At 42.7% G+C, this 24934-nt stretch carries 21 protein-coding genes and 1 pseudogene; 11 read left to right on the top strand and 11 right to left on the bottom strand.

Features of this window, described 5'->3' with window-relative positions; all coding sequences use genetic code 11:
* Nucleotides 1-324: 324 nt before the first annotated feature.
* The 4 genes and pseudogenes from V7K30_RS05640 to V7K30_RS05625 form a co-directional block, all read right to left on the bottom strand.
* Nucleotides 325-1284 (bottom strand): inorganic phosphate transporter, encoded by a 960-nt coding sequence (locus tag V7K30_RS05640; RefSeq protein ID WP_334997923.1) that lies wholly within the window; start codon nucleotides 1282-1284, stop codon nucleotides 325-327.
* A 42-nt stretch (nucleotides 1285-1326) separates the two neighbouring features.
* A pseudogene (locus V7K30_RS05635) lies at nucleotides 1327-1532 on the bottom strand (arsenosugar biosynthesis arsenite methyltransferase ArsM); the annotation flags it as partial.
* A 69-nt stretch (nucleotides 1533-1601) separates the two neighbouring features.
* Nucleotides 1602-2276: a response regulator transcription factor gene (locus V7K30_RS05630; protein WP_334997921.1), complete on the bottom strand. Its 675-nt coding sequence runs from the start codon at nucleotides 2274-2276 to the stop codon at nucleotides 1602-1604.
* Between the two features lie 193 nt (nucleotides 2277-2469).
* Entirely contained in the window at nucleotides 2470-2757 is a 288-nt protein-coding gene (locus tag V7K30_RS05625; RefSeq protein ID WP_334997919.1) for a Mo-dependent nitrogenase C-terminal domain-containing protein, read from the bottom strand.
* A 400-nt stretch (nucleotides 2758-3157) separates the two neighbouring features.
* Between V7K30_RS05625 and V7K30_RS05620 the strand changes: the two genes are divergently transcribed.
* Nucleotides 3158-3799 (top strand): class I SAM-dependent methyltransferase, encoded by a 642-nt coding sequence (locus tag V7K30_RS05620; RefSeq protein WP_334997917.1) that lies wholly within the window; start codon nucleotides 3158-3160, stop codon nucleotides 3797-3799.
* A gap of 32 nt (nucleotides 3800-3831) precedes the next feature.
* On the opposite strand, the gene V7K30_RS05615 is transcribed toward V7K30_RS05620, so the two are convergent.
* Entirely contained in the window at nucleotides 3832-4359 is a 528-nt protein-coding gene (locus V7K30_RS05615; RefSeq protein WP_334997914.1) for a GNAT family N-acetyltransferase, read from the bottom strand.
* A 322-nt stretch (nucleotides 4360-4681) separates the two neighbouring features.
* Between V7K30_RS05615 and V7K30_RS05610 the strand changes: the two genes are divergently transcribed.
* The 7 genes from V7K30_RS05610 to V7K30_RS05580 all read left to right on the top strand — a co-directional run bounded on the left by V7K30_RS05610 (nucleotide 4682) and on the right by V7K30_RS05580 (nucleotide 10338).
* Nucleotides 4682-4882 (top strand): hypothetical protein, encoded by a 201-nt coding sequence (locus tag V7K30_RS05610; RefSeq protein WP_334997912.1) that lies wholly within the window; start codon nucleotides 4682-4684, stop codon nucleotides 4880-4882.
* Nucleotides 4883-5464: 582 nt separating this feature from the next.
* Nucleotides 5465-5794 carry a hypothetical protein gene (locus V7K30_RS05605; RefSeq protein ID WP_334997910.1) on the top strand — a complete coding sequence of 110 codons (330 nt, stop codon included), beginning with the start codon at nucleotides 5465-5467 and terminating at the stop codon, nucleotides 5792-5794.
* 72 nt (nucleotides 5795-5866) lie between these two features.
* Complete coding sequence (locus V7K30_RS05600; RefSeq protein WP_334997908.1) at nucleotides 5867-6415, top strand: GIY-YIG nuclease family protein; 549 nt, start codon at nucleotides 5867-5869, stop codon at nucleotides 6413-6415.
* A gap of 47 nt (nucleotides 6416-6462) precedes the next feature.
* Entirely contained in the window at nucleotides 6463-7926 is a 1464-nt protein-coding gene (locus V7K30_RS05595; protein ID WP_334997906.1) for a protein kinase domain-containing protein, read from the top strand.
* Nucleotides 7927-8566: 640 nt separating this feature from the next.
* Nucleotides 8567-8926 (top strand): Mo-dependent nitrogenase C-terminal domain-containing protein, encoded by a 360-nt coding sequence (locus tag V7K30_RS05590; RefSeq protein WP_334997904.1) that lies wholly within the window; start codon nucleotides 8567-8569, stop codon nucleotides 8924-8926.
* A gap of 22 nt (nucleotides 8927-8948) precedes the next feature.
* Nucleotides 8949-9221 (top strand): cupin domain-containing protein, encoded by a 273-nt coding sequence (locus V7K30_RS05585; protein WP_334997902.1) that lies wholly within the window; start codon nucleotides 8949-8951, stop codon nucleotides 9219-9221.
* 370 nt (nucleotides 9222-9591) lie between these two features.
* Entirely contained in the window at nucleotides 9592-10338 is a 747-nt protein-coding gene (locus tag V7K30_RS05580) for a creatininase family protein (RefSeq protein WP_334997900.1), read from the top strand.
* A 355-nt stretch (nucleotides 10339-10693) separates the two neighbouring features.
* On the opposite strand, the gene V7K30_RS05575 is transcribed toward V7K30_RS05580, so the two are convergent.
* A complete protein-coding gene (locus V7K30_RS05575; protein WP_334997898.1) occupies nucleotides 10694-11335 on the bottom strand; it encodes a Uma2 family endonuclease in 642 nt (213 codons plus the stop codon).
* Nucleotides 11336-11932: 597 nt separating this feature from the next.
* Here V7K30_RS05575 and V7K30_RS05570 point away from each other — a divergent pair.
* On the top strand, nucleotides 11933-12784 hold the full coding sequence (locus V7K30_RS05570; protein WP_334998164.1) for an Rpn family recombination-promoting nuclease/putative transposase: 852 nt from the start codon (nucleotides 11933-11935) through the stop codon (nucleotides 12782-12784).
* A gap of 119 nt (nucleotides 12785-12903) precedes the next feature.
* Here the strand turns inward: V7K30_RS05570 and V7K30_RS05565 are convergent, their stop codons facing one another.
* The 5 genes from V7K30_RS05565 to V7K30_RS05545 form a co-directional block, all read right to left on the bottom strand.
* Nucleotides 12904-14295: a malic enzyme-like NAD(P)-binding protein gene (locus V7K30_RS05565; RefSeq protein ID WP_334997896.1), complete on the bottom strand. Its 1392-nt coding sequence runs from the start codon at nucleotides 14293-14295 to the stop codon at nucleotides 12904-12906.
* Between the two features lie 494 nt (nucleotides 14296-14789).
* Nucleotides 14790-15872: a photosystem II q(b) protein gene (gene psbA / locus V7K30_RS05560; RefSeq protein ID WP_334997894.1), complete on the bottom strand. Its 1083-nt coding sequence runs from the start codon at nucleotides 15870-15872 to the stop codon at nucleotides 14790-14792.
* Nucleotides 15873-16213: 341 nt separating this feature from the next.
* Entirely contained in the window at nucleotides 16214-17713 is a 1500-nt protein-coding gene (locus tag V7K30_RS05555; protein ID WP_334997892.1) for an MBOAT family O-acyltransferase, read from the bottom strand.
* 126 nt (nucleotides 17714-17839) lie between these two features.
* On the bottom strand, nucleotides 17840-20854 hold the full coding sequence (locus V7K30_RS05550) for a DUF1574 domain-containing protein (protein ID WP_334997890.1): 3015 nt from the start codon (nucleotides 20852-20854) through the stop codon (nucleotides 17840-17842).
* Between the two features lie 267 nt (nucleotides 20855-21121).
* Nucleotides 21122-21430 carry a hypothetical protein gene (locus V7K30_RS05545; RefSeq protein WP_334997888.1) on the bottom strand — a complete coding sequence of 103 codons (309 nt, stop codon included), beginning with the start codon at nucleotides 21428-21430 and terminating at the stop codon, nucleotides 21122-21124.
* Nucleotides 21431-21454: 24 nt separating this feature from the next.
* On the opposite strand from V7K30_RS05545, the gene V7K30_RS05540 reads away from it, so the two are divergent.
* Nucleotides 21455-21709 (top strand): hypothetical protein, encoded by a 255-nt coding sequence (locus tag V7K30_RS05540; RefSeq protein WP_334997885.1) that lies wholly within the window; start codon nucleotides 21455-21457, stop codon nucleotides 21707-21709.
* Nucleotides 21710-21793: 84 nt separating this feature from the next.
* On the top strand, nucleotides 21794-24889 hold the full coding sequence (locus V7K30_RS05535; RefSeq protein WP_334997883.1) for a phosphoenolpyruvate carboxylase: 3096 nt from the start codon (nucleotides 21794-21796) through the stop codon (nucleotides 24887-24889).
* Nucleotides 24890-24934 lie beyond the last annotated feature (45 nt).

Below are 24934 nucleotides of genomic sequence, written 5' to 3'. Positions count from 1 at the left end.
ACGACAAACGACTCCGTATCTACGCCTCTACCGTCAATTTTGAAAAAGGAAAAAACCGTGAAACATAATCTTTCACGGCTTTCAGTGTGGTGTGAGGAGCTAAACTAAATATCATGATAAAGTAACTGGCTAACAACAACGCACTCGTAACAATTTTGGTAACAAACTTTTTTTAGCGATGACACTCTCAGATATAAATCCACTGAAGTCAAAGAGGAATTGAGTTTGTTATTAAATGGTGTGACTGTTGAATGTAGTATAACTTTTGATTGGGTTTGCATTAGTTACTAATCCTTAAAGATGGCGTAAATATATTCAATTTATCTAACCTTGCAATAATCTGTAAGTTATTCCACTAATAATTGCAGCAGTAGGTAAAGTTAAAATCCACGATAGTAGTATCTGATAAAAAACACGCATATTGGCTTTTTTACCAATTAATCCTACTCCAAAAATAGAACCAACTGAAACGTATGTGGTAGAAACCGGAAGCTCAAACCAACTAGCTGCAATTACCAGAACTCCAGTTACTATATTTGCGGATAAGCCTTGAGGATGATTCATTGAGGTAATCTTTTCACTCATGGTGACAGCAACTTTTTGGGAGTTGAGTAAACCGCCAAGTGCCATTGCGATCGCAATCGTGATCATTCCTCCCTGAATCGAAAAATACTCAATAACTAGAATTAGTGAGAAAATCTTGGGAGTATCATTTAATCCTCTAGCAAAACTGATAACTCCAGCGCTGATAAAATGACAAGTATCAATCATTTTCTGATTGACTGATAGGTTCAATTTTGAATTAATATAGCCAGATAAGCTGTAAATTCCTGCTCCTAAGGGAATAGCAATGATTGGACTGAGAAATAGAGGCAAAATAAAGGAAGTTCCCAAAGCTGCAAAATTAACTTTGAGTCCGATCGCAACTAATCCAGCGCCAACCAGTGCACCTGTTAAACTGTGAGTTGTGGAAATGGGAAACCCAATGAGGGTAGCTATTAGCACAGTTAAACCAGCAGCGATCGCTACTGCCAAATGAAACTCTGGAGCGTTAGCGATCGCATCAGGCACTAGTCCTTTTCCAGAAAAGTTTTTAATTAGTGTACTTGCCAAAAAAGTCGCAGCTACTGCACCAGCAAAAGTTGTAAAGGTTGCCCATAAAATGGCTGTTTGATAGCTGCTGGTTCGGCTACCAAACAACGTTGCTACCCCTTTAAAGTTGTCATTTGCACCATTGGAATATGCTAAAAAAAGCGTAGCGATAAATAGATTAATTAACAACATTTTGGGGTTAATAATTTAACAGCAACCACCACCGCTATAGTGCCAGGTTGAATTGGTAACAATTATTTCTGCTGGCTTAATGGCTGCAACTGGTTCAACGGCAATTACAGCACCTGCATGGCGGGAAAAATAAGCGAATTGCAACGCTTCTAAGCCGCCGCCAACACCGACATACAGCACAGTAGGTTGTGGTTTCCTAGTTCGGTGGGGTGAATGGTGGTGCCACAACCATAGTTCATTTCCTGCATTGACAAAACAAGTGCCCCATGCCCAATCCCCAATCCCCAATCCCCAATCCCCAGTCCCCAGTCCCAAATTCAATCATGCAATGTATAGCCAACACCACTCACAGTTTGAATGAGGCACTTTTCATTATTGGCTTCAAGTTTCAGACGCAGGTAGCGCATGTGAAGTTCTATGATGTTGGCATCGCCCATGAAGTCGTAACCCCAGACTTCTTCTAAAATGCGATCGCAGGTAATTACCTGTCGCGGATGGGCCAGTAAATATTCTAGTAAATCAAATTCCTTAGCAGTTAACTCAATTAACCGCTGATCTCGATACACTTCCCGTGTGCGACGATTTAAACTCAGGTCTTCAAATTCTAAAACATCTGCGGCATCTGCTTGGTGGCTTCTTCGCAGGTGGGTGCGGACTCTGGCTAATAATTCATCAACCTTGAAGGGTTTAACGAGGTAATCATCAGCACCAGCGTCTAAGCCTGCAATGTGATCGCTAACTTCATCTTTGACGGTTAATAAGATTATCGGCACTTTATCAGCAATACTTCGCAGGCGGCGGCAAATTTCCAACCCCGACAAACCTGGCAACATCCAGTCTAAAATTACTAAATCTAGATGTAACTCACGCGCTGCGGTGAGTGCAGTTAATCCATCGTAGGCAATACTGACTTGATAGCCTTCATAATTTAATTCCAATTCCACAAATCGTGCCAGTTTGACTTCATCTTCAACCAGTAAGATGTGCGTCATGATGATGTTAATGATTTCAGCAGGGTACGGTAAGCAACAATACGGACTGGAAACACTGTCTTCGAGGTGCCGGCTACTGAATAGCCAAACATCTAATTAGGTGTACGTTAGCTTAGTATAAACCTAAGTAAGTAACAACCGTAAGTCGGCAAATACCGATGGCTGCTTGATCAAAGAACGATCCAACTGCCTATTAGCAATAGGCTGTGACATCTTCACCGCATTCATCGGCAAGATAACAGAGCGCTCTAAAACGCAAACCAACCACTTCCTCGTATAGGGGATTTAATTTACACATTGGAGGAATGTGAAATAGCTTCCGACCAAACAGGGTGATGTCTCGCTCAAAGGGGCACTGAGCAGGAATAGCTTTGCACAGGAAATGAGCCAATTTAGAGTTATGAATTTCTATCGTTTCCAACCACTCGCGGACTGGGTGCAGTAGATCATTATGTAACCGGACTTGAATAAAGTTTGTCATAATTGTTCACCTTGATAATTTCAAACTAGATTGAGTTTGTTGTATTTGAACCTCTATAAATACATACGGTTAAGTTCTATAGTTTTATGCAGTAATTGCTCATTCTTTAGTTCTCTACAGAGATAGAATGAGTCTCTAGGTACACTTTTAACTACACATTCAATTGCCAAAATTCCGGATGATTTATACTATTCCCAAAATTTTTGCAATAAATGAATCGGCTGTAGGGACTTGCATCTGTACGCCCCTAGCAACGTACTTTTAACAAGAATTTCGTGAAATGGTATTGTGCCAAACGCTAGGCTAGATATTGCCAGACTGCAAAGCTATAACCAACTTATTGGAGGCGCAGCAAACTTACCCTAAAAAGCATCGAGCTTCAGGAAAGCTGCGAAAACTGATGACTAATGACTTTTTCAGTAACAAAAAGCTACTTTTTGACCGATGGGCACCAAGTTACGACTGGCTCTTTCCTTCAGTGTTTTATCGAGCCGTTCACAAACGGTTACTGGAGTCCGTCGATTTACCAGAGTTAGCAAATGTACTTGATATCGGCTGTGGTACTGGACGCTTACTTGAGCGCCTTGCTACTCAGTTTCCTGGCCTGCAAGGCACCGGATTGGATCTATCTGCTAATATGTTGCGGGTAGCAAGACAGAGCAACCGTCACCGTCCACGTTTAATTTATATCGAGGGCAAAGCTGAGTCTCTTCCTTTTGCTGATGGTCAGTTTGATGCTGTTTTCAGCACTATCAGTTTCTTGCACTATTTGGAACCTAAACAGGTTGTTAGTGAGATAGCACGGGTACTTTCTCCCGGTGGACGCTTCTACTTGGTTGACATTACTTCTAAAAAAGAGACAGAACCTCAATTATTGCCAGTATCTCCCCGTGGAATTAGACTCTACAGCCCTAATCAACGTCAACTTCTTGGCTCCTCTGCTGGGCTATTGTGTTTGAGTCACCACTATTTACTAGGGCCTGTCTTACTAACGATTTTTGCTAAACCTCCGTTGGATTCATGGATAACTTTCTCCCCTTAAAAAGGTTTGCTCTAATTCCCTCGTTTTTAAGGTTAGTGGGGATCAACGCTCAACTGACCTTGATATTCCATAAACACCACAGGAATTCTGAGCAACCTTTTAGCTAATTGCGAGAATCTAAATTTGCCCTTAAGCGTAGACGAGCCTCTTATCCTGGGAAATTGTGGCAAGTCTTCAAAAGATATTGGCACAAAGTCAAAGCGACTGTAAAACTGCGCCAATCGTTCACCTAAACACTCAAGATAAAGTGGTTGTGTTGCTGTATTAATCAAATGCTGCGTTAGCAAAGTACCCAAACCGCGACCTCTCCAAGCTGATGCAACGACCAAACTACCAAGTTCTTGTGCCCCTGAAAAATTACGTAACTGTCCACAAGCTACCAGATTGCGTAGGCTTTGCCCGTCGTAGGCATCGCATTCAATTACCCAAAATTGCTGCCAATTTAATTGGGTTGGGTCGAGTTTCGCTGAGAATACCAGCAATCGAATCGACCACTGATCCCCAGACGTTGCCTTGCGAAGGACACATCCAGATGGTAACGATAGATTGCTCTGGTTCATTAATTACACTTTGATAGTTTGTATCACAATCATCAGACTATATTATCCACTCAGATCATTTACCATTTCCTGCCAACTATCAATAAAGCAATTTCAAAAGCATCTTGGACATCCAACCCGTTTCAAGTTCTCCCTTAACGACAGCAAACGTTCTAAGGTTGACAAATTCTATATTTATGCATTTTTATCAGCATATATGAGTAGTACTAAACAATACTTCCGATAGAGGGGCGAATCAGCCATAACTATATTCTAGATAGATGCACTCAAACCCAAAATTTTCTTAAGATAATGCCAAGAATAAATGATTAGGAATGTAATCATGGCTGAAGAACAAAAACAAAAATCTGATAAGCAAGAAAGTACACCCAGTTCTTCTGGTGGCTACCAAACCCCCATTGACGAAAGTATCCGCAAAACTGGCGATGCTGAAAAGAGTGATGCTAAACCCTCTGCTACACCAGAAGCACCAGGAGAGGATGGTATAGCAGGTAGCCCCAATCAAGGAACTGAGTCACGTTAATTGGTTTGAACTTTCCTAAGTTTCAATAATCTAATTGAGATTTTTTCTAGTAACTCGGATTTAGTAAACTTTGAGTGGATAGTTGTGGTTTATATCACGATTATCCACTCATTTTTGTTATGTGAGAATCGTTTTTAGGGAGGGTAGGGGCTGGTGTGGTAAGTGCGTAGGCGCAGCCCATCGTCGGTATCGCTTTCGGATTACGACATTTTTAGTGCCATTTTATACTCAATTGTATTTTATTTTACTCCATACTGAAGAAATGATTTTCCTTGCACCTAGTTATAGATTTGATATTAATATTTCTAAGTATAATATCTCAAGTTTGTCAACACAGCGTTCAAGAGAAATTACTTATCCCTGAGAATCTGCTGAACTTTATAATTCTTAATCATGCCAGCTTCCTTCTGTGGCTGACAGAAGTCCCACAATCCAATAGGCTAATCTTAAAGCGGTGATTTTTCACAAAGCTCATCTGCACAAAAAGATAGGCTTTGTTGGTTAGCATTTTTTGATGACCATGTGCAACATATTGCCTATCCTCTATCATCACTTAATCCTTAATAACTACCTACACAAAAAATGCCCCTTAAAATCGTCCAGAACTTTGATGGCAGTTTCACTCTTGAAGCACAAGCTCAAGAAACTCTATTCAATTTATTGACAAGCGTTGCTTTCTTAAAGCAAATTTGTCAACAGTTGCGGTGTGAGCAAGTTAAATTTACAGAATTACTTTTCCAACCAGTTCCTTACAGCTTAACTACCACTAAAGGAATGCCAGCAGAATTTGAAAAGTATCATGAATCTGATGAATATGCCATCATCAACGTCCCACCAAATTTCATGTTTAGTGCTAAGATTTTTAAACCCAGTCGCCTTTGTGCAATTTACCAAAAATTGGGTAATGGGTAATTATCAAGATAATTTTTCCCTAATTAGCAATTCTAAATTCTGAAGGCAAATAGTAAGTTTGATATTTGATGTATGGCTCTTGAAACGAATCTTTCTTCTTTGGCAACCCTAGAATACATTCCTTACATTGACGATCGCGGTCAATTACCCGAACAATTTCAGGGTAAAATCGGTGTATATGCTATTTTTGACCAAGAAAAAGTACTCCAATTTGTCGGATACTCCCGTGATGTTTATCTCAGCCTCAAGCAGCATTTAGTCCGTCAGCCACAGCAATGTTATTGGGTAAAAGTTCAAACTATTGAACGCCCTAGTCGCACAATTTTAGAAAATACTGAAAATGCTTGGATTGTGGAAAATGGTAGTGTGCCTTGGGGAAATGGGGATCACAAGGAAAAATGGACTCATCCCATTGATGTCAAAGTGGTAATGACACCTGAAGAACAGGCAAAATATCAAAATCCAGCTAATGATGAATTAGCACAAATAAAAATTATTAAAAATGTGGCACGGAGAGTAGAAGCAGAAATTTCAACGCAATTACTAGAAGTGCGTGGTTTGCAAATGCAAATTCGCTTCAATCCTAAATTGAAAGAAGAAGGTTTACTAGATTTGAAATAAGGTAGTTATGGGGAAAACTATCTTATGAATATCGCTTGTAATCTCCCATGACAATACAGCTGCTGAACGATCGCTATCAAGTTATCCGCACACTGGGCGCTGGTGGGTTTGGTGAAACATATCTAGCAGAAGATACCTATATGCCTTCAAAGCGCCATTGTGTGGTTAAACAGCTAAGACCGATTCACAACAATCCCCAAATTTACCAATTAGTGCAAGAGAGGTTTCAACGCGAAGCAGCTATTTTGGAAGAACTCGGTGGCGCAAATGACCAAATTCCGGCATTGTATGCCTACTTCTCCTCTGGCGGACAATTTTACTTAGTTCAGGAGTGGATTGAAGGCGATACCCTGACTGGAAAAGTCCAGAAGCAGGGGCTATTTAGTGAAAGCGCTGTCCAGGAAATATTCATGAATTTATTACCCGTCCTGGATTACGTTCACTCTAAACATATCGTTCACCGCGATATTAAACCGGATAACATCATTGTGCGTCATCGGGACGGTAAACCAGTGCTGATTGATTTTGGCGCTGTACGGGAATCAATGGGAACAGTGGTGAATTCCCAAGGCAATCCTACCAGTTCGATTGTGATTGGTACACCTGGCTATATGCCGAGTGAACAAGCCGCAGGTAGACCAGTTTTTTCTAGTGATTTATACAGTTTAGGAATGACGGTAATTTATTTACTGACTGGAAGAGTGGCGCAACAACTAGAAACGGATTCCCACACGGGTGAAATTGTCTGGCGACAGTATGCCAGTCATGTTAGCCCAATTATGGCAAGAGTAATCGATAAAGCGATCGCTTATCATCCGCGCGATCGCTACCCCACAGCCAGAGCAATGCTGGATACTTTGCAGAGCATAGCAAATCCTATTCCCCCAACGCAACTCCTCTTGACTCAACCGACTGTAGTCTCTGCACCGCCACCTCAGACAGTGCCTGTCAAACCACAGCCAAGCCCTGAAGGTAATAGTCAGAATAATATCCTTATCGGCAGTTTGATTGCAGGTGGGTTAATCGGTGCATCTGTGATTATTAGCCAAGTGTTAACAAAATCTTCTCAACCTACAGCAGAGAAAACGGTGTTACCTTCACAAACACCGTCAACTATCACAAGCCCAGTGATAGAAACTCCTGAATTTACACCAACTACCCCATCTGTTCCTACTCAATCTACGCCTTCTCCAACTCCATCAATACCGCCAGTTGATACCACGGCTGTGAACAATTATTTCTGGCTTTCCCAAAGACTTGTAACTGATGCAGATTTGGAGGGTAAAGACGGTTTTGAACTAGATATTATCCGAAATTCGATTTTTGCCCGTCACGGTCGCCGTTTTGAGACTCGTCAATTACAAGATTACTTTAATAACCAATCTTGGTATCGTCCTATATATTCACCACAAGCATTTTCACTTAAATTGCTGTCAAAATTAGAGCAACAGAACGTAGAGTATATCAGCAAATATCAAGATCGTTATGGCTTGAGATATTTTAAGAAATAAGCTTTTTATAATTATACCATTTCACAAAATACCTGATATATATCAGTAGGGGCGTACAGCAGTACGCCCTTAGATCCGATGCATTTTTTGCAAATATTCTTGTAAATGCTGTTAAGCCCTAAGTATATTAGCTTGGACTTATCAAACGATTTCTTGCTACTTATTAGATAATATCTAGGTTGGCTAGTGTAACATACCGGACAGATTACTAGATATTTAATAGCCTAAAATGGCTGGATATTAGGGGCTAATCCTAGCGAAGTCTATATGGAGTGATAGCTAAACTGTTTTTTTCTCCCCCAAAGTCCATCTTTAGATACTAGGCAGTTTCAGAACCAGGCATTTCTATTTAATATATAAAATTGCTATATCCAAGATTAGCAATCCATAAGTTAAAGAAATGTCATTTTTATATTTTCTTTGTTATTTTGTATTTAAGGGGACAGTTCTTCCTGATTTGGTGGGTTTAAATAACAATTAGTTAAACCATTTCCCCCCAAAGATGCATGTAAATTGTTTGCATTGTGCTTACTATCTTTCCTAATTTCCAAGCACAATGCAAATTGACCAGACAGATTACATGGTAATATTCCCAATCGGCAAATAGCTCATCTACACCAGGAAAACCCTGTCTACGACTATGCTTAAAACAAATAATCGGCGTATTTTTCTGCCTACTTTTATTAACCCTTTAGAAGAAAAGGATCAAACAGTCCGTAAAAAGCAATTTACTCTACCTAAATTAGATTTACTGCAACCATTACGTCAATGGCTCGACAAAATTGAGATTCAGAATCGGAAATTAGCCAAATTTATTGTTAAACTTATTCCCGCTCAGTGTCCATTCGAGCGCGATATCATGCTTTTTGGTCGCAAAATAGGCCACATTCCGCCAATGTGCAAGCTCAATCCGCTTTATGATGAACTTGTCTACTTGCGTTTTCGCGCTTTGTGTTATCTAGTAGATCAGTGTGGAGAGGATATTCAATCCTACTGTTGAACATAACTAGAGAAAACACTATATGGAAATTAAAATTGAGCATCAACCCAGGCAAGAACGACTCAATGAATTGGGTGTCTCTAAATGGGAAATTTGGAAAAAGGAAGTCTCAAAATTCCCTTGGACTTATGATTCTCAAGAAACTTGCTACTTTTTGGAAGGTGACGTAGTTGTTACTCCTGATGGTGGACAGCCAGTGCAAATGGGTAAAGGCGATTTAGTAATTTTTCCCGCTGGTATGTCTTGCATATGGGAAATTATAAGTAACGTAAAAAAGCATTATTACTTTGATTAATCAAGATTAAAGATTGATCCCCTTTGTTTTATTGATGCTCCAGAAAACTAACATCTCATAACTCAATCGTAAATCATTCCTGAGAAACAAGATCCCCGACAACTTTTACGAAGTCGGGGATCTTTGGCTTGGGATTCTCACAAATCAAAATTGTAGCGATGTCTACGACAAGCCGCTTCTTTACAAGAGCCTTGTCTGCGACACGCTGCGCGTAGCTTGCTTCTCCGTAGAAGTACGCCAACGCGTCTACGCCACCACTTGAAAGCAAGGGAGTTCATAATCGTGTTAGTGGGAGTTTAATTACAGAAAATGCTGTTTAGCAGAAAAAGGTTTCGTCCCACCGCAATTTTATTGAGGAAAATCATTAAAAATGTTACTGCATTTAAGTACTTGGGAAGAAGTCGAAGCTTATTTACAGCAGTCAAAGGGGATAATTTTCCCTATTGGTTCCACAGAACAACATGGGCCAACGGGGTTAATTGGTACTGATGCTATTTGTGCAGAAGCGATCGCAGCTGGTGTGGGTGATGCAACTGGAGCGATCGTTGGCCCTACAATCAATGTGGGCATGGCACTGCATCATACTTCCTTTCCTGGCACAATCAGTCTGCGTCCCAGCACTTTAATTCAAGTAGTGCGAGATTATGTAACTTGTTTAGCCAAAGCTGGTTTTACCAAGTTCTACTTTATCAACGGACACGGCGGTAATATCGCCACCCTGAAAGCGGCTTTCTCCGAAACTTACGCCCATTTAGAAGATTTGCAGATTGCCAATGCCCAACAGGTGCAATGTCAAGTGGCAAACTGGTTTATGTGCGGTTCTGTGTATAAACTAGCTAAAGAATTATATGGGGATCAAGAAGGTTCTCATGCAACCCCAAGTGAAGTAGCCCTCACGCAGTACGTTTATCCAGAGGTGATTAAGCAAGCACCTCTTTCACCAGAAGTTGCAAGCGGGCACAGAATTTATAGCGCAGCTGACTTCCGAGTGCGTTATCCAGATGGACGCATGGGATCAAATCCGGCTTTAGCAACGCCAGAACACGGGAAGCAATTTTATGATTTGGCGGTGAAAGAACTTAGTAATGGGTATTTGGAATTTGTGAACGCTGAATAAAAGTCATGGACAGACGTTGTAGAGATGCGAGTAAAATTGCGTCTCTGCATAAAATAGCAATCCTGAATCAAATGTGCATAAACATGATCCCCGACTTTTCAAAGAAGTCGGGGATCTGCAACTTGCAATTCTGACAATTAAAACCAGGTTGCTAAATATCTTGAGAATAGTTATATAATGCCTGGGCAATTAAGCATAATACCCCCAACCCCACCCCGCCAAAGCTGCGCTTTAGCTCCCTGCCCCTAATCCCCAGAGGGGGCCCCGAGTTCGCCGCAGGCGGGGAGGGGTTGGGGGTGGGGTTCTTTTATTATGGATAATTTGGCGGACATGATCTTATTTGATAAGAGCCTTCTTATTGCTGAAACTGGCTCAATAACCAAGTTCCAACTTGAGATTGATTTATTTCACGGCTATGGCGTAAAGCTTCCTCTAAAGTAGACATCGCCAGCCCAGGCAATACCTGAGATTCTTGAATACGTTTACTACCCTGTTCTGCGATCGCATAAGCGATGATTTGGGCATTTTGCACATCCACTACCCAGTATTCAGCAACACCCAACTCTTCATAGAGCGATCGCTTTGTACCTAAATCATCCAGGAGAGATGTTTTAGCAATCTCAATCACCAAATCCGGTGCAGGATAGCGATCGAGGTTGACAATCCCTGTACCTGCTGGGATAGTTTGGGCGCTTTCTCTTAGGTAATACGCCACATCGGGCTGACAGTCCTGAACACCAGTTTTACGAAAAGTAGTTGTGTCTAAACCTGTCGCCAGTATTCCTTTAAGTGTCGCAAATAGAGTTACCGCAAAAATAATTACAACATGGTCTTTACCATGATCAAAACTAACTGGTGCCATCTCCAGCCTCATGTACCCCTTATAGTAGTAACTCTTTGCCTTCTCGTTGAGCAAATTAGCGATCGCTTGCTCATACTCTTGCCAAGAAGCACAAATCCATGTATCTGTGGGTAACTGGGTCTGAGTTTCATTCATTGCCTAACCCTTATGCGTTTCTGTTTATGGTAAAAATAAAATCTCCTAGCTAAGTCAGTGGGTAGTTTTTGCCATTCTTCATCAGGGACTTGGGCGGAAATTTTAGCTACTAATTCCCAAATAGGCACAGCAGCAGAGTCAAAGGAAAGTCCACTTAATTTGGATATCTCGCTGAACTTGATGGTAGTTGATAGGTTCTCAGAACCGTCTGATGGAGATATCGGCGTATGTTCGGGCTGAAAATTTTATTTTACCATTCTGTTAATTTTATCTGCTTCTTCCATATCTGAGTTTGGATGATGAGGGTTGAAAGGCGATCGCTGCTGTAAAAAAACTAAACTACAATTACCCCCCTTTTTAAGGGGGGTAATATGTAAAAACTCGTCCCCAACTTGATACTTCATTGCAAACAGTTGACAAAGTAGTGGTGTTTTAGATGGTGTTGCTTTATTTATAATCCAATCACCAAATGGGGACGAGTGTTTTGCCAGTCCTTAATCTGACATGCCCCATAATGAACGATGCCTGCTACGCGAACGGCGGGCTACGCCTACGCTAAACTGTAAAATATGCTCATCAACTGCAAAACCAGCTGCCTTGAAAACCGACAGTATCTTTTATCGCATTTTTCAAAGCTTCCCCAGCACCTTTTTTGAACTTATTAACCAACCGCCATCACTGGCCAGTGCTTACCAATTTTCCTCAGTCGAAGTCAAACAACTGGCATTTAGAATTGATGGTGTATTTTTACCCAATACTCCAGAACTACCGATTTATTTTGCTGAGGTGCAATTTCAACCCGATAAAAAAATTTATTCCCGTTTATTCGCCGAAATCTTTAACTATCTCGACAAAACTGAATTAACTAACACCTGGCGTGGTGTTCTCATCTTTCCCAATCGCAGCGTTGATACTGGAGATACAGAGAGATATACAGAATTGCTTAACTCACAACGACTGACTCGCGTTTACCTAAACGAGTTAAGTCCAATTCCCAGATCATCAATCGGGATTGAGACAGTCAAATTAATCATCGAACCAGAATCAACTGCAACAGCAAAAGCTATAGAGATTGTAAACATCGCCCGAAAAGAAATTCTCAATGCCGCCCAACAGAGGGAAATTATACAATTGATAGAAACGATATTAATCTACAAATTGCCGCGCTTGAGCCGGGAGGAGATGGGAAAAATGTTCGGATTAAGTGAGTTAAAGCAAACTAGATTTTACCAAGAAGTTTTTGCAGAGGGTAAAGAAGAAGGCAAGTTAGAAGGTAAAGAAGAAGGTAAAGAAGAAGGCAAGTTAGAAGGAAAACAGGAAGGCAAGTTAGAAGGCAAGTTAGAAACAATACCTCAGCTATGGTCGTTAGGATTGAGTATTGAACAGATAGCCCAAGCGTTAGGTTTGGACGAACAAGTTGTTAGGCAAATTGCACAACCGAAATCATAAAATAACGGGGAGTACCCAAAATGGTTTGCTGGTTTTGGCAATTTCCCTATAGGAGATTGCATAGAAGGATCTGCTGTGGGACGGGCAAGAGGCTCATCCCACAAGAGTCATTATTTTAATTAATTCCGAGCGATACCTTCTTCACGTGCTGCACGTTGCACAGCAGCAGCAACAGCACTGACGACGCGCTCATCAAAGACTGAGGGAATAATATGTTCCCGATCCAAGTCTGAAGGCTTGACTAAGGAGGCGATCGCACTTGCTGCTTCCAGATACATTGTGGTGGTAATTGCCTGTGCCCGACAATCTAAAGCACCACGGAATACCCCAGGAAAAGCTAGGACGTTATTGATTTGATTCGGGTAGTCACTGCGACCGGTAGCGATCACAGCAACATCTTCACTGATTAATTCTGGCTGAATCTCTGGAATGGGATTTGCCATTGCAAACACAATAGGGTCTTTCGCCATTGAATGCACCATCTCTGGTGTCAAAACTCCTGGTACGCTGACTCCAATAAACACATCTGCCCCTTGCATCGCACCCGCTAACGTACCTTGAGCTTTCACGGCAAATTCAAGTTTTTCTTCTGTCAAGTCGGTGCGACTAGTAGATATAATCCCTTTAGAGTCGCACATCCAGATTTTTTCTGCCCCAGCTTTACGGAGTAAGCGTGCGATCGCCACTCCCGCCGCCCCAGCACCATTAATCACGATGCGGATTTCCGCCATTGACTTATGTACTAGCTTTAGGGAATTAAACAACGCTGCCAAGGTGACAATTGCTGTACCATGCTGGTCATCATGAAAAACGGGGATATCTAACTCTTCGCGCAATCTCTTTTCAATTTCAAAGCAGCGAGGTGCAGCGATATCCTCTAAATTCACGCCCCCAAAAACTGGAGCGATATTCTTAACTGTCTGGATAATTTCATCTGTATCTTGGGTGGCCAGACAGATGGGAAAAGCATCCAGCCCCGCAAATTCCTTGAATAGCATTGCTTTGCCTTCCATGACTGGTAGGGCGGCTGCTGGGCCGAGATTTCCCAAGCCCAAAACGGCACTACCATCGGTAACAATGGCAACAGTGTTTTGTTTGATGGTTAACTTGTAAACTTCCTCTGGATCTTGAGCGATCGCCGTACAAATTCGACCGACTCCGGGCGTGTAAGCCATTGCTAGATCGGAAACACTCTTCAGGGGAATTCTGCTGGTAATGCTGATTTTGCCCCCGCGATGCAAATTAAAGGTGCGATCGTAGACACTCAGTAACTTGATGTCTGGCAATGCTTTCACTGCTTGCACAATGGTTTCAGCATGCTCAGTACTAGCAGCATCCACAGTCAAATCGCGGATGGACTCTTTGCGGGTTTGCTCGATTAAATCAATTTGACCGAGATTACCGCCAGTGGTGGCGATCGCCTGGGTTATTGACGCTAACATCCCTATGCGATTGGGAATTTGCAAGCGCAGCGTCAAACTAAAACTAGAATTGGGAGTTAGGTCTGCCATGTTGATTTTGGATTTTAAGTTTTAGATTTTATATTGAATTGAGACAAAAACTAAAATCTGAGATTTGTAGTCAGTGGAAACACAATAAATGTAAACTCTTGCGATAACCGTCAGTAGTTAGTTTACTCACTGCTCACAGTTTTGATAATTATTTTTATTTATACCAATGCATTTACTAATATAAATGAGTAACAATTTAGTAATTGTACCCAAATACACAAGATATTTTTTTAATATTTTATCTGTGTAAATATTTGTATAACTATAGCTTCATAAAAAAAGCGCCCTCTAGACAGAGAGCGCGGTGAATTTTACCTTATGATTAACCATGAATTGCAGGCGCGATCGTTGCCACAGGCACAGCCTCACCATCTGCCAAATCTAGGGGAAAGTTGTGAGCATTGCGCTCGTGCATTACTTCATTACTGAAAATTCTCACGAAAAAACGCCCCCCATTTCTAGAGGGCGCTTTTTATTTAGCTAATACTGAAGTATTAACCGTTGATAGCAGGAGCAGTCATTGCTACAGGAGTAACTTCACCAGCAGCTAAGTCTAGGGGGAAGTTGTGAGCATTGCGCTCGTGCATTACTTCCATACCCAAGTTAGCGCGGTTGATTACGTCTGCCCAGGTGCTGATGACACGACCTTGGGAGTCAATGATTGATTGGTTGAAGTTGAAACCGTTCAGGTTGAATGCCATTGTGCTGATGCCCAAAGCGGTAAACCAGATACCAATGACAGGCCAAGCTGCAAGCAAGAAGTGCAATTGACGGCTGTTTTGAAATGATGCGTATTGGAAAATTAAACGACCGAAGTAGCCGTGGGCTGCAACGATGTTGTAGGTTTCTTCTTCTTGACCGAACTTATAACCGTAGTTTAGTGATTCAGTTTCGGTAGTTTCACGCACCAAGGAAGAAGTTACTAGAGAACCGTGCATTGCGGAGAACAAGGAACCGCCGAATACACCAGCCACACCTAACATGTGGAAGGGGTGCATCAAGATGTTATGTTCTGCTTGGAACACAATCATGAAGTTGAAGGTTCCAGAGATACCCAAAGGCATACCATCAGAGAATGAACCTTGACCAATGGGGTAGATCAAGAATACTGCGGTAGCGGAAGCCAAAGGTGCGCTGTAAGCTACGCAGATCCAAGGACGCATACCTAAGCGGTAAGAAAGTTCCCACTGACGACCCAGGTAGGTAGCGCAACCGATCAAGAAGTGGAAAACTACCAACTGGTAAGGACCGCCATTGTACAACCACTCATCTAAGGAAGCAGCTTCCCAGATTGGGTAGAAGTGCAAGCCGATGGCGTTTGAAGAAGGAACAACTGCACCAGAGATGATGTTGTTTCCGTAGATCAAAGAGCCTGCAACTGGTTCGCGGATACCATCGATGTCCACAGGAGGAGCAGCGATGAAGGCAATTACGAAGCAGGTGGTAGCAGCTAGCAAGGTAGGAATCATCAGTACGCCGAACCAACCGATGTAAATACGGTTTTCGGTACTGGTAATCCACTCGCAAAAGCGATCCCATACGTTAGCGCCAGAGCGCCGTTGTAAGGTTGTGGTCATTGTTTTATAAGTGCTATGGGTTGTTAAATATGGAACAAGCGGATTTTTTTCGCCTGTTAAAATATAGTCTACAAGAATTTACTTGGACGCGATCTGTGACTTAATATTCTGTAACATAATTCTTTAAAAAGCTCATCGTTCTGTAAAGTTTTCCTACTATAAAGAAAAGTCATAATTTAAGGCTTTGTAAGCCATTTAAACACCAAACTAGCTATAACTTTCAATTATGCGATCGCCTAGTTAATTGTCTTTATATTCCTTTACAAATAACCTGTTGAAAAAATTTTAAGTTTTGTTGATTTGTAACGAAATAATAAGTTCTATATTGTCTAATATTTCAGTTAAAAATCAAAGTAGATGTAGGGCAAACTGCCTTCAGGAGCTAATAACCAAACAGCGTAGAAACACAGGGGGACGAAGACAAGCTTAAGGGGCCAGTTAAACTCTAACTTCAGCATCCGGTTGAAGGCATAGACTACAGCCATAAAAGCAGCTAAAGCTAGAAGTACCCAAGTTAGTTGGTGTTGGCTCATGTTTAAGGCTTCCACATAGACCTTTTCAGCAAACTGGGCGTCAGCAGGATAACCCCAAAGATGCCGAATTACCAAAGAAGAGTCTTGCAGATTAGGTAGGCGGAACCAGATCCAAGAGGTAAAAACCATCAGCTGGGTCAATAACCAAGCGACAAAGATACCCAGAGGATTTTGCCAGAATTGTTCTAGATTTTCAAAGCGATCGCTCATAGCATCTATAAGTCGATGAACCACCAAGGCTAACCCGTGGAATATGCCCCAAACTACATAACCCAAGGCAGATCCGTGCCAGATACCAGCGATTAGCATCACAATAAATAAATTCCAGCAGGTACGGACTAAACCCCGACGGGAACCACCCAAAGGAAAGTAGACATAGTTACGTAGCCAATCTCCTAGAGTCATGTGCCAGCGCCGCCAAAATTCTCCAATACTGGTGCTGAAATAGGGAAAGTCAAAATTTTCAGGCAGAACCAAGCCGAAAAGCAAGGCACTACCACGGGCGATGTCTACGTAACCGTTGAAATCTAGATATAACTGCAAGCCGTAGGCGAATGTAGCTAACCAGAGATCGGTACTACCCGCCCGTTGTAAGTTACCAAAACATAAATCGACGAAAATTCCCAGGTGGTCTGCAAAAATACCTTTTTTGACTGCGCCTCTAGCAATTAACCACAGCGCTTCTGCTACTCTATCGGCACTGGGGAAGTCTAGCGTATTAAATTGATTTGCTAAGTTGTGGTAGCGGGTAATCGGGCCGGAAATCAGTTTGGCGAAGAATAATTTGTAGGTGGCAAATTTGAGAAACTGCTCAGTAGCAGGGGCACCACGATAGACATCTATTAAATAGGCAATGCATTCAAAGGTAAAAAATGAAATTCCCAAGGGTGCAATCAATTTAAAAGAGCTATCTGGTGAATTTGTTTGGATATGAAAAACAAACTTGAATAAAGGGGTAAAATACTTAAAAACTAATAATAGTAAAACATTTAGAGTTATCCCCAGCCACAAAAGTTTTAGACGACGACGATTCCAGTCACTTTGGGCAAACTGCCACTCTTCATTAGAAATTCGCCAGTCGAGAGAATGTTTTCCTGGCGATGTGTTTTTCCCAATCTCCAGCCCCACACGGAAATTAATAAACGTCAATGCTAATAGTAATGGTATGTACTGGATGTGCAAAGATGCGTAGAAAATTAAACTAGCAATTAGCAGTGTCCACAATCGCAATTTCTGTTGTGCTAAAGACCAGTAAATTCCTAAAACACTCAACAAGAACAGCCCATAGAAAATTGATATAAAGTTCATTTTTTAGTCATTTGTCATTTGTCATTGGGCATTTGTCATTGGGCACGGTTATTTTCCTTGTCCCGCTCATCTCCCTCATCTCCTCTGCTTCCCCTGCCCCCCTGCTCTCTCATCCCCTTCACCTCCCTACTTCGCGGGCCAAGGAATCATCGGATCATTAGCCAGCTTTTTCGAGACTTCGTATGCGCCAAAGCGGTTGAGGTGGCTGGGGTCAGAAAAGTAGTCATTTGCTTTTAGCCACTGTTGGCTCAAATCACGATAAATAAAGTTGGGATTAGTAGCTAAACGCAACATATATTGCTGAAATTGTTGCTCATATTGTCTACGCACTGGATCTAAATAATCTCCCGTCAGAGGCATGTTGACAAACACTAAGGAAATTTTCTGAGACTGGGCAAACTGAAGCACTTCTTGAAAGGCAGTATCTTGCTCTCCTTCTACTTGAAAAGATTTATAGTCGTTGTCGTAATTTCCGGGAACTCTAGAATGTATTTGATAGTATCTAGCGGGATTGAAGCGAATAGACAAAGGTAGAAAGCCATCAAAGTCAACTGCTTGCTGGAAAGTACTCTCATCTGAAGTACCATCTGTTAGCTGTTTTTGTGATGGAACTGTCTGATTATGACCAAGTAGGAGCAGTTGTTTTTGCAGTAAACTTTTAATTTGGTCGCGGTTTTGATAGCTAGTAGAAAGAGATGCGAGAGCCTGATTTAATGACTGATTGACAGCTTCATAAGTGCTAATTTCCTGTTTTTCTTCTTTTATCTTTTGTTCTCCCGAACTTACCTGATTTTCGGGCAAATCATTGCTATTTGCAGTTGTTGGTGTTTTTTGGAATGCTTGTTTATAACCAGCTGATGCAGCGATCGATTTAAAAGTAATATCCTCGCGTCCACCATTGAAAGCACGTGCACCATCTGCCCAGATAATTATTTTAGGCAGTTCTGACGGTTCCAGTACGTGGCGAATCACAAAGTCTACAACTTGTGCGGTAGCACCGTTGATCCCAAAGTTAAACACGTCAAGATTTGAATAGCCCTGAGTTGCTAAAGCTTTAGAAAGTGCTGCTGGATCTACTCCCCTGAGGGCGCGGGAGGAGCCAATAATCAACACATCTGGCGGACTACCAGTTCTAGCCAAACGCTGTTTATACAGTGCTAGCTGCTCGTCTAACTGCCTGACATTGAAACTTGGCATCTGCGATCGCGCTGCTAAAAGAATAGCGGTAGCGGTTGCTTTTTCCTTCAGTGGTGCGGCTGCCAAATTCTTTGTCGGAGTCTCATCACTTTGGGTAAACTCAGAAGCATTAAATACAGAACTCTGATTTGGAGGAGATTTTGTCTTGGAAGTACTGGTAAAAAATGGCGTTTTCTGACTCTGAGTTTTCCCAGATGTCAAAGATGCCTTGTGTTCAGAAGATGATGGGAGCGTGACACTAGCTACCTTTGACGAACTCGGCGTAGTGCGTGCAATCATTCGACCCAACACCCAATCAGTTTGGAGGGTAAGTAATAATCCCAGTGTCCCCCAAACTAAAGCAATCTTAAATCCTTGAATATCAGGGTTTGCCTCGGCTGACTGGTGGCTTTCGGTAAATAGTTGGCTTCTCAACAGGAATTTTTTCGCTGTTGTACTCGCCGTTGCTATCCAATCTCGCGCTACTTCTGTTACAAAACTTTGAACTTCTTGTGTTGTTAAGTCGGGGCGCAAAATTGGCTCACTAGTCTCAGAGGTTACTAAATCGTTAACGTATTTAGAAGTAGCAGCAAATTCTGGGGTTGCTTCTGGGACTAAACGCTGGCGATGCTCAAGATCAAGGCCATAGTGCCAAAAAGGTTCTTTATTCCCAGCCCGGCGACCGTAGACACGTACCCCCATAATACCGAGAATTTTTAACTGGCGGATAAACTGCGTAATTTTACTTGCTACTTGTTCACGTCCTGGACAAACAGGTGCATCACACATGATGTGCAATAAATCATTTTTCTTCAGCAGCAGTACGCGAATTCCACCTGTCAATAGCCGCCAATCCAGGTCAGGATTGAGTAAGCGCTCTAGTAAAAAAATGATGGCTGGTTCATCGCCAGTATTCGCCAAATCTAGTGGTGATGTGGCAAAGGCGGGATGCTTCGCAGCGGGTAAAGCCAGCCAATCAATCCAAGTTGGTTGCTTGTCGCCGGCTTTTTGTCCGTATACGGTGGCGGCGAGAATGCCTTGAGGAGCGATCGCTTCTAGCTGGGGTAAAATCGCCTCTAAGCACACTATTTTGTCTGGGATTGCGGCAGTTCCTAAGGGATCAAAAGCTGGGGTACAAAAGATATGTAGCGTTGATTCTTTAACAGAAGCTTGGACAGCAACTTTTAACCCTGACAATACCTCAGTTAATAATCGAGCGATCGCTTGGACATCCCCCCAACGCGCCCACTCTTTAAGCATCACCTCTGGTGGTGTCAAATCCACCCGCAGCAGCCAATCAGGCGCAGTTTCGCCGCTCACCTGGGAAACAATTACTGCATCTTGGTAGCCGGAAAGCTTGAGATCACGCAACTTCTGTGCTATGGGTTCAGCAAGCAACGATGCATCAGGGCTATAGCTCGACTGGCAAAATATCCACAGGCGATTTTCTTCCGCCTGAGAGTTCTTTGGCTGATATGGCTTAATCTTTGCCTGTACCGATACACCCAGCGGACTCAGAGTTTCGCTGAGATACCTAGCAATAGCCTCTGGGTTCCCTTGGCGTGCCAAACTTTCGTTAGAGACAATCAGCGCCCCACCCGATTGGATTGATTTTTTTGAGTCTGCTAGTAAGGCTTGCTCCACCTGCTCCAGATGCTTATCTATTTGATTCAAGTAAACCCGATGGCACCATTTGGGGCGCTGTTCCCCTTTTCTTCGGCCATAGACGAATACTTGATATATTGAGGGTTGTTCGTTGTTTGTGAGGATATCCAAGCCTGTTTGCTGTAGTGCTTGTAGCAAGTCAGACAAAGTACGCCAACGCTGCGGACATTCTGTACCTTCACAAAGAATATGAAGGTCATTTCCCCGTAATCGGACTTTCACCCCGAAAGTGTTGATCCCTGTTGCTTGGCTTACCCATTGCACTAAGGATTGCTGGCGATCTGGTAATACTGTTTTCATGGAAAGTTAACTTTACAGAAAGCGATTGTTGGGGGATAGTGCCTGCACTTGTAAACTAGAACCATAGGTCTATCACACTCTGACGGTTTTTTTTTAACAATTTTGTTACCTTCGTAGCTCACAAAATCGGACAAGATAGTCTTGTACAGGTTGCAAGTCTGACTAATGTTGAGTTTTGCGTTTATTTTACTAATAGGGAGTCATAAATCAGAAGTTAGGAGTTAGGAGTTAGGAGTTAAAAGTTAGGAGCCAGGAGTCAGAATAATTCTATATGACTGGCTGATGACTTGTCCTTAGAAGGCTGGACTCGCGTCCCACTGCACTAACTACCCTGATGGGCGAAACAAACAACAAGTTTATCTCATTTAAACTCCATCCCTTAATCGTTGGAGTCATCTTAACTCCTAACTCCTGTACAGACGCGATTAATCGCGTCTCTAATCCTAACTCCTGTACAGACGCGATTAATCGCGTCTCTACTCCTAACTCCTGTACAGACGCGATTAATCGCGTCTCTACTCCTAACTCCTGTACAGACGCGATTAATCGCGTCTCTCCTAATTCCCTTTTACTCACAATTCCCATAACCAAAAATTAGCAATGCCTCCTGCCAACCAACAGTCTTCACCTAAACCCACATCCAATCTGGATTTATTTATCATTCCCCAGTCGTTCCTTTTACAAATAGGTACAGCGTCTATATTACTGCTGCTCATTACCGGAAAAACTACAGTAAGAGCACTAGAAGCCATAGGGGAAGCCAGTGAAGAATTATTTCGAGGCGATCGCTTGCCCAACCTCGACTTCCCAGACGAACACCAAACCAATCAAGATGAGAAGATATACACCAAATAATTATTTGCTCAGGAACAACCCGGTGAGCATTAAGTGCAAAACCTAGAAGTGTAAACAGTAATTAGCTTTACAAGAATAGAGAATATGGGTTCCCTTTTATACTCTTCGTCTCAAACTGCGGATATATACCCGGTGTCGGAATTATTTTTGCGTCATCGTCTCCAGGTAGTGGAAGAATTGTGGGAGTCAGTTCTCCGGCAAGAATGCGGACAAAATATGGTAGACTTGTTGCGGCAGTTGCGCGATTTGTGTTCGCCAGAAGGACAAGCAACAAATGACCAAGCATCCTCAGCCGTCAAATTAATTGAACAACTGAATATTAACGAAGCAATTCGCGCAGCTCGTGCTTTCGCTCTGTATTTTCAGTTGATTAACATCATAGAGCAGGAATACGAACAACGGCAGCAATTGAGTCGCTATGAGGCAGAAACAGAGGCTACAGAACCAGAAACACCATCCAATGTCAACTATTCCTCCAATCAAAGAGAAGATGACGCGCCTGTTAGTAGGGGAATAGCAGCAGACTTTCTGAGAAAGAGTTATCTAGAAAAAGCGCAAGTCCAACCAAAAGGTACTTTTGCTGCCTTGTTTCCCTATTTATTCAAACTGAATGTCCCACCCCAGCAAATTCAACGTCTAATCGCACATCTGGATGTGCGCTTAGTTTTCACAGCGCACCCGACGGAAATTGTTCGTCATACCATCCGGGATAAGCAGCGACAGGTAGTACAACTATTACAAAAACTGGATGCCTTGGAAAACCACTCTGGTAGCACACCAGGAGCATATCCTTGGGAAGCAGCAGATGTCCGCGAACAATTGCTCGAAGAAATTCGCCTGTGGTGGCGCACAGACGAACTTCACCAGTTCAAACCCACGGTGCTAGATGAAGTAGATTATGCTCTCCACTACTTCCAAGAAGTTTTATTTGATGGTATTCCCCAACTTTATAAACGTTTCAAACACACCCTATCCAATACCTTTCCTTGGCTAGAACCACCAAGTAAAAACTTTTGCTCTTTTGGCTCTTGGGTAGGCTCAGACAGGGATGGAAACCCATCAGTCACACCAGAAATTACCTGGCAGACAGCTTGCTATCAGCGCAAAATGGTGCTGGGGAGATATATTCAGTCAGTGAAAAATCTGATTGAATTGTTGAGTGTGTCGATGCACTGGAGTGATGTCTTACCAGATTTACTAGAATCTCTAGAGTTGGATCAGTCCCAGTTGAGTGAGGTATACGACGCACTGGCGCTACGTTATCGACAAGAACCCTATCGGCTCAAACTGGCTTATGTGCTGAAACGGCTGGAAAATACTCGCGATCGCAATCTAGCTTTGTACAATCGGGAAACACCAAAAAATCCAGACAGCCCCCTGTATCGTTCAGGAGCCGATTTTTTCGCAGAACTGCGGATGATTCAGCGCAACTTGACAGAAACAGGTTTAAGTTGTCGAGAATTAGAAAATCTGATCTGTCAGGTAGAAATTTTTGGTTTTAACTTGACACAGCTAGATATCCGCCAAGAATCATCCCGCCACGCCGATGCGCTGAATGAGATCCTGGAATACCTGCAAATATTACCTCAACCTTACAACGAACTATCTGAGGAGCAAAGAGTCGCTTGGCTCACAGGAGAATTGCAAACCCGGCGGCCGTTAATTCCGGCAGAATTGCCATTTTCGGAAAAAACCAACGATGTAATTGAAACTTTTCGCGTCGTGCGATCGCTTCAACAAGAATTTGGTCTTAACATCTGCCAAACTTACATTATCAGCATGTGCCGCGACGTGAGCGATGTGCTGGAAGTACTATTGTTAGCCAAAGAAGCCAGACTTTTTGATCCCGCTATTGCTGTGGGAACCATTCAAGTTGTCCCCCTATTTGAAACAGTAGAAGATTTACAACGCTCCAGAAGCGTCATGCGGAAACTGTTTGAACTCCCGTTATATCGCGCCTTGTTAGCCGGCGGCTACGAACACACAAAAGCAGAGGATGCCGATGAAAATTCATCCCCCTCTGCCTCCCCTGCCCCCCCTGCCTCCCCTGCCTCCTCCTCCCCCCTCACCCCTAACTTACAAGAAGTGATGCTGGGGTATTCTGACAGCAACAAAGACTCTGGTTTTTTAAGCAGCAACTGGGAAATTCATAAAGCGCAAAAATCACTGCAACAAATAGCAGAAAACTATGATCTAAATTTGCGGATTTTCCACGGACGCGGCGGTTCTGTCGGGCGGGGTGGGGGCCCTGCTTACGAGGCGATTTTGGCTCAACCAGGTCATAGTATCAATGGGCGAATCAAGATTACCGAACAAGGAGAAGTTTTGGCTTCCAAATACTCCTTGTTGGACTTGGCTTTGTACCACATGGAAACCATCACCACGGCTGTGATTCAAGCTAGCCTGCTGCGGACAGGTTTTGATGATATTGAACCCTGGAATGAGATTATGGAAGAATTAGCAGCGCGATCGCGTCAACATTATCGGGCGCTAATCTACGAACAGCCTGATTTTGTTGACTTCTTCCACGAAGTAACTCCAATTGAAGAAATTAGCCAGTTGCAAATTAGTTCCCGTCCAGCCCGCCGTCCATCTGGTAAGAAAGATTTAAGCAGTCTCCGAGCTATTCCTTGGGTATTTAGCTGGACACAAACTCGCTTTTTGCTGCCTTCCTGGTACGGTGTTGGCACAGCTGTACAAGAATTCTTGAACGTAGAACCAGAAGAACACTTGAAATTGCTACGTTACTTTTATGTAAAGTGGCCTTTTTTCAAGATGGTGATTTCTAAAGCCGAGATGACCTTGGCAAAAGTAGACATGCAAATGGCACATCACTATGTCCAAGAATTGTCAAAACCAGAAGATCAGCTTCGTTTTGGCAAGGTTTTTGACCAAATAGCCAGCGAGTTCTATCTGACAAGGGATTTGGTGTTAAAAATCACCGATCACAATCGACTGTTAGATGGTGATCCTGTATTGCAACGATCTGTGCAGTTACGCAATGGCACAATTGTCCCCTTGGGATTTATCCAAGTTTCACTACTCAAGCGCCTACGACAGTCCCAAAATACGACTGCTACATCTGGAGTCATCCACTCTCGTTACAGCAAAGGCGAGTTACTGCGAGGAGCATTGTTAACTATTAATGGTATTGCAGCCGGGATGAGAAATACAGGTTGATTGGGAATGGGGCATGGGGAATGGGGCATGGGGCATGGGGCATGG

The sequence above is a fragment of the Nostoc sp. genome (assembly GCF_036917655.1).
In the GTDB taxonomy this organism is placed as follows: domain Bacteria; phylum Cyanobacteriota; class Cyanobacteriia; order Cyanobacteriales; family Nostocaceae; genus Nostoc.
The sequence above is the reverse complement of the archived record's forward strand: the minus strand, read 5'-3'. Positions and strand labels throughout refer to the sequence as shown.

Coding starts and splice junctions, on each gene's coding strand:
- V7K30_RS05640 (WP_334997923.1), bottom strand. CDS start 1,284: ATGTTGTTAATTAATCTATTTATCGCTACGCTTTTTTTAGCATATTCC.
- V7K30_RS05630 (WP_334997921.1), bottom strand. CDS start 2,276: ATGACGCACATCTTACTGGTTGAAGATGAAGTCAAACTGGCACGATTT.
- V7K30_RS05625 (WP_334997919.1), bottom strand. CDS start 2,757: ATGACAAACTTTATTCAAGTCCGGTTACATAATGATCTACTGCACCCA.
- V7K30_RS05620 (WP_334997917.1), top strand. CDS start 3,158: ATGACTAATGACTTTTTCAGTAACAAAAAGCTACTTTTTGACCGATGG.
- V7K30_RS05615 (WP_334997914.1), bottom strand. CDS start 4,359: ATGAACCAGAGCAATCTATCGTTACCATCTGGATGTGTCCTTCGCAAG.
- V7K30_RS05610 (WP_334997912.1), top strand. CDS start 4,682: ATGGCTGAAGAACAAAAACAAAAATCTGATAAGCAAGAAAGTACACCC.
- V7K30_RS05605 (WP_334997910.1), top strand. CDS start 5,465: ATGCCCCTTAAAATCGTCCAGAACTTTGATGGCAGTTTCACTCTTGAA.
- V7K30_RS05600 (WP_334997908.1), top strand. CDS start 5,867: ATGGCTCTTGAAACGAATCTTTCTTCTTTGGCAACCCTAGAATACATT.
- V7K30_RS05595 (WP_334997906.1), top strand. CDS start 6,463: ATGACAATACAGCTGCTGAACGATCGCTATCAAGTTATCCGCACACTG.
- V7K30_RS05590 (WP_334997904.1), top strand. CDS start 8,567: ATGCTTAAAACAAATAATCGGCGTATTTTTCTGCCTACTTTTATTAAC.
- V7K30_RS05585 (WP_334997902.1), top strand. CDS start 8,949: ATGGAAATTAAAATTGAGCATCAACCCAGGCAAGAACGACTCAATGAA.
- V7K30_RS05580 (WP_334997900.1), top strand. CDS start 9,592: ATGTTACTGCATTTAAGTACTTGGGAAGAAGTCGAAGCTTATTTACAG.
- V7K30_RS05575 (WP_334997898.1), bottom strand. CDS start 11,335: ATGAATGAAACTCAGACCCAGTTACCCACAGATACATGGATTTGTGCT.
- V7K30_RS05565 (WP_334997896.1), bottom strand. CDS start 14,295: ATGGCAGACCTAACTCCCAATTCTAGTTTTAGTTTGACGCTGCGCTTG.
- psbA (WP_334997894.1), bottom strand. CDS start 15,872: ATGACCACAACCTTACAACGGCGCTCTGGCGCTAACGTATGGGATCGC.
- V7K30_RS05555 (WP_334997892.1), bottom strand. CDS start 17,713: ATGAACTTTATATCAATTTTCTATGGGCTGTTCTTGTTGAGTGTTTTA.
- V7K30_RS05550 (WP_334997890.1), bottom strand. CDS start 20,854: ATGAAAACAGTATTACCAGATCGCCAGCAATCCTTAGTGCAATGGGTA.
- V7K30_RS05540 (WP_334997885.1), top strand. CDS start 21,455: ATGCCTCCTGCCAACCAACAGTCTTCACCTAAACCCACATCCAATCTG.
- V7K30_RS05535 (WP_334997883.1), top strand. CDS start 21,794: ATGGGTTCCCTTTTATACTCTTCGTCTCAAACTGCGGATATATACCCG.